Genomic DNA, 289 nt, shown 5'->3' with positions numbered 1-289 from the left:
CGAGGCCCGTGAGGGTGCCGTCGGGGCCGAGTTCGACGAAGGTCGTCGCGCCCTCGGCGGCCAGGGTGGTCACCACGTCGGCGAAGCGCACGGCCCCGCGGACCTGCCGCACCCAGTACTCCGGGTCGGTGATCTCCTCGGCGGTGGCGATCTTCCCGGTGACGTTGGAGACCACGGGGACCGTCGGCCGGTGGAAGGTCAGGGACTTGGCGACGGCGAGGAACTCGTCCAGCATGCCGTCCATGTGGGCCGAGTGGAACGCGTGGCTGACCCGCAGCCGACGGGTACG

General features: G+C 71.6%; 1 protein-coding gene. It reads right to left on the bottom strand.

Features of this window, described 5'->3' with window-relative positions; genetic code table 11:
* On the bottom strand, positions 1-289 hold a 289-nt coding region (locus IF01_RS43365), incomplete at both ends, for an acyltransferase domain-containing protein (protein ID WP_037783157.1).

This window comes from Kitasatospora purpeofusca (assembly GCF_000718025.1).
Classification (GTDB): Bacteria; Actinomycetota; Actinomycetes; order Streptomycetales; family Streptomycetaceae; genus Kitasatospora; species Kitasatospora purpeofusca.
This window is presented reverse-complemented; position numbering and strand designations above follow the sequence as displayed.